Annotated in this window: 7 protein-coding genes; 4 read left to right on the top strand and 3 right to left on the bottom strand. The window is 30.2% G+C overall.

Going from position 1 to position 6440, the window contains the following annotated elements; translation table 11 throughout:
- A partial coding sequence (locus tag N524_RS0107490) for an IS3 family transposase (protein WP_029056153.1) occupies window positions 1-282 on the top strand: 282 nt, incomplete at its 5' end.
- Window positions 283-386: 104 nt separating this feature from the next.
- On the opposite strand, the gene N524_RS0107485 is transcribed toward N524_RS0107490, so the two are convergent.
- Both N524_RS0107485 and N524_RS0107480 read right to left on the bottom strand, forming a co-directional pair.
- Window positions 387-767, bottom strand: a complete 381-nt coding sequence (locus N524_RS0107485) for a GtrA family protein (RefSeq protein ID WP_017637712.1) — start codon at window positions 765-767, stop codon at window positions 387-389.
- A gap of 2 nt (window positions 768-769) precedes the next feature.
- Entirely contained in the window at window positions 770-2302 is a 1533-nt protein-coding gene (locus N524_RS0107480) for a hypothetical protein (protein ID WP_029056152.1), read from the bottom strand.
- 190 nt (window positions 2303-2492) lie between these two features.
- On the opposite strand from N524_RS0107480, the gene N524_RS0107475 reads away from it, so the two are divergent.
- The 3 genes from N524_RS0107475 (at window position 2493) to N524_RS0107465 (ending at window position 5788) form a co-directional block, all read left to right on the top strand.
- Complete coding sequence (locus N524_RS0107475; protein ID WP_029056151.1) at window positions 2493-3638, top strand: glycerate kinase; 1146 nt, start codon at window positions 2493-2495, stop codon at window positions 3636-3638.
- Between the two features lie 36 nt (window positions 3639-3674).
- Window positions 3675-4358: a hypothetical protein gene (locus N524_RS0107470; protein WP_017637587.1), complete on the top strand. Its 684-nt coding sequence runs from the start codon at window positions 3675-3677 to the stop codon at window positions 4356-4358.
- Window positions 4359-4582: 224 nt separating this feature from the next.
- Window positions 4583-5788: a multidrug effflux MFS transporter gene (locus tag N524_RS0107465; RefSeq protein ID WP_029056150.1), complete on the top strand. Its 1206-nt coding sequence runs from the start codon at window positions 4583-4585 to the stop codon at window positions 5786-5788.
- 70 nt (window positions 5789-5858) lie between these two features.
- Here N524_RS0107465 and N524_RS0107460 read toward each other — a convergent pair whose 3' ends face one another.
- Complete coding sequence (locus N524_RS0107460; protein ID WP_017637585.1) at window positions 5859-6335, bottom strand: GyrI-like domain-containing protein; 477 nt, start codon at window positions 6333-6335, stop codon at window positions 5859-5861.
- Between the last annotated feature and the right edge of the window lie 105 nt (window positions 6336-6440).

Raw genomic sequence — 6440 nt, 5'->3', positions numbered from 1 at the left:
TGGCATTATCAAAATAGAAACTATATTGAGTCATTAAAAGAACATGATGTATTTCAAAGTATGTCTAGAAAAGGAAATTGCCTAGATAATGCCTCAATGGAAAACTTCTTTGGGTTATTAAAACAAGAAATGTATTATGGACAATCATTTGAAACATTCCAAGAATTAGAACAATCTATTCATAAATATATCAATTTTTATAACAATACAAGAATTAAAGCAAAATTAAAAGGCTTGTCTCCTAAGCAATATAGGAAACAAACCTTTAAAATAGTATACTAAACCAGAGTACAACTTTTGGGGTTCAGTACAAAATAGGTCATCTTAGTGCTTTTTATTTCGGGATTTATGTCCGTCTATTTTAATTATGTATTTCATTTTTAGCATTAATCTTTTAATATCCATTTAGATAAAATAAAGGTTATAGGTATCGTAATGATTAATCCCGCAAATGGTGCAATTTCTGACGGGAAATGAAACCACTGTACAAAAACATATAATAGTAAGGTTTGCATTCCCATATTCACAATTTGTGTCAGTGGAAAACTTATAAATTTACGTAATGTTGGTTTCACTTTATACACAAAATAACAATTTAAATAGTAAGAAATGATGAAACTAACTAAAAATCCAGTAATATGACTAATTAAATAATTCACATCTAGTAATTTTAATAATAGTAAATAAACGATGTAGTAATTTAATGTGTTCAAGCCACCGACTATTATAAATTTAATAATCTCAATATGCGTTTGAGTTAATTTCATACTTAATCTCCTTCAAGTCTCGCCAAGCTTGAACCATAAGGTACTATTTTCAGCTTAACATTCTGAGGTATATCATAATACATTTTAAATGATTTGTGTTGCATATTAGAAGTTGGTGTTGCCTTATTTAAGATATTTTCAAATGGTAACCTCTCTAACACGACAACATGTTTGTATCGATGTGTATCAAGTTGTTTGTTTATCACATCAATGCGTTGAATATTATTAAAATATATCACACTCATTGTAACAATAAAAATAAATGCCAATGCTATAGAAAATCCTTTTAAACCAATCCATATTGACTGACACTGTATTTTATATTGAGAAATTAATAATAATAAGTACAAACACCACAATACATAAATAGTATAAAAATTACCTGCCCCTAATGGAGATACTAATAATAACGGCAATGTTACCAGTGGTATCGATCCAAGTGCATAATAACCTAGATTCCTTATAACTTGTTCTTTAAAAATAAAACGAACTGAAATTACTAATGCTATAAAAAACCATCCACATATGAATGTGTTTAGCAACGCAACCGCTAATGAAACTTTTAATAGATTAAATTGAAGAAAATCATAAACAAAAAGTTTATAAAAAGGCAATATCGCTATACTTAATATTAGAAGTATCTTCCAATATAATTTCGTATGAGCAAACAACTGATTTTTAATAAGAAAACCAATTGTGATAAATCCAATCATACTTACAATTAAAAATTGATCGATAAATATATATTCTGGTATTTGCTTTAACAATGTATAACCTATTTTATGCTTTAACCCGAGTTTATCTGAGAAACAAAAATAACTATCTCCTCCTCGATAAATGCTAATGTAAATAGGATTGATAAACATTAACATGGCACCAATTAAACTCAACATAAAACCTATAATTAAATAATAATTAAAATTACGATGTCTTATCATAAATACAATATTACCAATAAGTAATATCAATATATTGTAAAGGGTTATATTTTCTACAAAAAATTGCCCTATCAATGTACAAATCAAGAATAAGACTATCCATTTTGTTGATAGCATTTCTAATTTATATATCGTTAATACGACAATAAATAATATAAATACAGAGATTAAAGTACTTGGCACATATCTAAAAAACCCATCAAAGCCCCCGTATGTTTCTCTGTAAATCACTCTTGGCATTATTAATAGTAATATAAATGATACTACGATATAAAAATTGAAGTGTTGCTGTTGTTGCTGTTGTTGCTGTTGTTGCTGTATTAGTGCTAGTAAATAGACAAGTCCAAATGAAATAATCGCATATAATATGTAGCGTAAAATATTAATCTTCATAGCTGTCATTGCTAATAAATGACATAAATACCTTCCATCCGTATATTCAATCATTTCTCTATAATTAGATGCTTTATTTACAACAGACCATTTAAAATCATCTGCTGACAAAGGCGTTAATATACTGATTAATAAATAAAATAAAAAAATGAAAATACATCCAACGTATAATTCATTCATTCTAAACTTTATCATGTTGTACATTTCTGGTTGTTCTCCCTACTCCTAATAATTACTAAGTTATTTTATTATACTATTATATAATAAAATTTTCATATAGACGTTTCCATAGTAGCAACGTTATCTCATATATAAATACTTATATTTTGTCTTTTGTTTTAACCTGACCTCTTATAAAATAAAGATAAATAAAACGATGAGGAAGTGTTGATTCATGAAAATAGTCATCGCACCAGATTCTTTTAAAGAAAGTATGTCTGCAAGACAGGCAGCCGAAGCTATACATCAAGGCTTTTCAAAAGTATTACCATCTTCAACGGTTTATGATCTGATTCCCATGGCCGATGGTGGTGAAGGTACTACTGAAGTTTTAATGGAAGCATTAAAGGCAAGTACTATTGAAGTTGATGTTAAAGATCCACTCCTTAGAGATATATGTGCACGGTACGCTTATGCACAACACAATCAAACTGCGATCATTGAAATGGCAGCCGCTTCAGGGTTAGATTTATTATCTACGAATGAGAAAAATCCAATGACAACTAGTTCTTATGGTACTGGACAACTTATCAATCATGCTTTAGAACAAGGCGCTAAAAAAATTATACTTGGCATTGGTGGCAGTGCTACAAATGATGGTGGTGTCGGCATGTTACAAGCATTAGGCGTAAAATTTTCAGATTCAAATCATAATAGTATTGCCCCAGGAGGCATTCATTTGCTTGATATAGATAATATAGATATTTCACAGTTAAATCCAAAACTTAAAGACGTTGAAATTAAAGTAGCTTGTGACGTCACTAACCCTTTACTAGGAGACAATGGGGCTACTGCCATTTATGGCCCTCAAAAAGGCGCAACTGCAAAGATGATACCAAAGTTGGATACCGCATTAAGTCATTATCATGATAAGATAAAATTACAACTAGAAAAAGATGTCAAAGATGTACCTGGTGCAGGTGCTGCTGGCGGTATGGGGACTGCATTACTGGCTTTCCTAGATGTAGATTTAACTAAAGGCATTGATGTTGTCTTAGAAGAAACCCGTTTTACATCTAGAATTGAAAATGCCAATCTTGTAGTAACTGGTGAAGGAAAAATTGATAATCAAACAATATTAGGTAAAACGCCTATTGGTGTTGCTCAAGCGTCAAAACAAATCAATATTCCAGTTATAGCCATTGGAGGAAGTTTAGGAGAAAACTACGAAGCTGTTTATGATTATGGTATTGATAGTGCCTTTAGTATTATGAATCAACCCAGCGACCTTAAAAATGCTTTAGATAACGGATATGAACTTTTAACTAAAACAGCCCACAATATAGCCCGTACACTAGTGTTAAATTTGCCATTAAATTAATAATCCAGAAATGCCATTAAAAATGAGGTGGACAGTATGAAAAGAACTGATAAGTATAAAGATTCTTATCGATATGATGATCAATATCAAAATCATCGTAGACAAAGTGAAGAACGAGATTATAGAAACCAAAGTCAATATGATGATCGACGTGAATACAATGAAAACGAATATGAACAAAATCCAGAACGCTATTACAACGGTAGAGATTATAGAAGAGAACAAGAGCTACAGGAAGAAAATCAAAAAACACGTAAATCTAAAAAATGGTTGATAGCCATTATCGTTATTCTGTTAATTATTGTAGCTATCTTCGTAACCAGAGCTGTATTAAATCATAATAATGATAAAGTTAGTAATGATCCTGACGTATCACAAAACTATAAAAAAGAAGTCGAAAGTCAAAACGATGATATTAATAATAAAGTTGACTCAGCTAAAAATGATATTAAACAAAATAAAGATAGCCAATCACAAATCAACCAATTACAACAAGACATCAATAATTTAAAACAAAAAGAAGAAACAAACGCAGATTCTAAACTGACTAAATTTTATCAAGATCAAATTGATAAACTGAAAAATGCTAACACTGCTCAACAAAATAATGAAAATCAAAGTAAAGTAAACAGTATGTTACAAGATATTAATACAAAGTTTGATAGCATTAAATCTAAAATTGAAGAATTAATAAATGGCTCTAGCTCAAACGGTCAATAAATAATGTTGTAATAATTTAAAACCAAAATAACAGGCTTGTATTCCCTAATTTGATAGGTATATACAAGCCTGTTAGTTATTACATTTATATTCACTGCACGCTTTAAAAGCAAAATTTTCCCCTTATAAATAATATTGATGATATAAAAAGTGAAATAACTACATACAAATATGTGTAAAACGTATATAATTTGTTCTATAAATTCTTAAAAAGGAGAACGCTTATGCAAAATTCAAGTGCCAAGCACTTTCCATTCATATTAATTATCATTTTTGGGGTGATGACGACTTTTGGTCCCTTATCAATTGATATGTATTCACCATCATTGCCAAACGTTCAACATGACTTTGGCTCAACAACTTCAGAAATTCAATTAACTACATCGTTTGCGATGATTGGCTTAGCACTTGGGCAATTCTTCTTTGGCCCGTTATCAGATGCTTTTGGTCGCAAGAAAGTCGCATTAACCATTTTAGTTATATATTTACTTGCATCTTTAATTGCTGTTTTTACAACTAGTCTATATTTCTTTTTATTCTTAAGATTAATTCAAGGATTAATGGCAGGCGGTTCTATAGTTATAGCCAAAGCTTCAGTTGGAGATAAGTTTAGTGGTGACGAGATGGCTAAAATGTTAACTTCACTTATGGTAGTTAATGGAATTATTACAATTATAGCGCCATTACTTGGCGGTTTTGCTTTAACGATATCTACTTGGAGAAGTATCTTTATCATCTTAACTATTATTACACTTATCGTCATTATTGGTGTATTTATGAAGATGCCACCATCAAATAAAGCTGAACAGACTACATTAAACTATTCACGAATATTTAAAGACTTTGGTACATTATTAAAAAAACCATCCTTTGTTATTCCAATGTTGTTACAAGGTTTAACTTATGTCATGTTATTTAGTTATGCATCTGCATCACCATTTATTACGCAAAAAGTTTATAATTTAACACCTCAACAATTTAGTGTTATTTTAGCCGTTAACGGTATAGGTTTAATTTTAGTAAGTCAAATCGTAGCATTATTAGTAGAAAAATTAAGCCGATATACTTTACTTATTTACTTAACTGTCATTCAAATTATAGGTGTAATACTGATTATTATTACATTATCTATGCACTTACCTATTTGGTTACTTATCATAGCATTTTTCTTAAATATAAGCCCTGTAACGTCTATAGGACCTTTAGGCTTTGCATTAGCTATGGAAGAAAGAACTGGAGGTAGCGGTAACGCTTCAAGTTTGTTAGGATTATTCCAATTTATTCTTGGTGGTGTTATTTCTCCTTTAGTTGGACTAAATGGCGAATTTGATCCGACACCGTATTTAGTTATTATTTCAATCACAGCAATCTTGTTAGTGTTATTACAATTCATTTATTTCAAACTTAATCCAACAAAATACCGTTCTTAAACTAAAAACGCAAATGTAAGGCATTAGTCAGGTTTAATATCTATTCTATGCCAAACACTTGCGTTTTTTATTATTTATTTTGCTCTATTGGTAACCAAAGTTCAGTTACATAGTTATCGTCTTGAGTATCGCCATTAGGATACAATTCGAAAAATGGCGCCTGTTTTAACTGAATATGTTCCTTAGGCAATAACTCATTATGAATGTGACGCATCGCATGTCTAATAGAATAAGGCACTTTACCTACTGCATTAACAACAAGATAGTCATTATCCTCTAACTGGTACGTTTCTAATCCATCATTAGGTGTTTTGTCACTAGGAACACCAATCATATAATTCATTTTTCCATCCTGTTGTGGTATACATAGACCAACTAAGCCTTCAAATGATTCATCACTTTTCTCTGACAATCTACAATCTAAACCTATTGTCGTCACATCTTCCCAAAAGTCCGGGATATTACTTTGTGCATGTCCCCCACTCTTAAATTGGCGTTTTACACCAATAAGATTAATAGCTTCCATACTTTTTATTTGATAATTCATTTTTGACTCCCCTTAAAAAATTCTGCTTTCTACTATTTATAACCTTTCTGATTCTGAAATAACATTAAAATGAACATTTCCAAACAAATAATTATCCAAAATATA

It is taken from the genome of Staphylococcus sp. URHA0057, assembly GCF_000620265.1.
Lineage (GTDB): Bacteria > Bacillota > Bacilli > Staphylococcales > Staphylococcaceae > Staphylococcus > Staphylococcus pasteuri.
Note: the sequence above shows the minus strand (reverse complement) of the source record. Positions and strands in the feature narration are given on the sequence as shown.

Excerpts from the sequence above, each read along its gene's own strand:
- N524_RS0107485 (WP_017637712.1), bottom strand. The coding sequence starts at position 767 with ATGAAATTAACTCAAACGCATATTGAGATTATTAAATTTATAATAGTC.
- N524_RS0107480 (WP_029056152.1), bottom strand. The coding sequence starts at position 2,302 with ATGTACAACATGATAAAGTTTAGAATGAATGAATTATACGTTGGATGT.
- N524_RS0107475 (WP_029056151.1), top strand. The coding sequence starts at position 2,493 with ATGAAAATAGTCATCGCACCAGATTCTTTTAAAGAAAGTATGTCTGCA.
- N524_RS0107470 (WP_017637587.1), top strand. The coding sequence starts at position 3,675 with ATGAAAAGAACTGATAAGTATAAAGATTCTTATCGATATGATGATCAA.
- N524_RS0107465 (WP_029056150.1), top strand. The coding sequence starts at position 4,583 with ATGCAAAATTCAAGTGCCAAGCACTTTCCATTCATATTAATTATCATT.
- N524_RS0107460 (WP_017637585.1), bottom strand. The coding sequence starts at position 6,335 with ATGAATTATCAAATAAAAAGTATGGAAGCTATTAATCTTATTGGTGTA.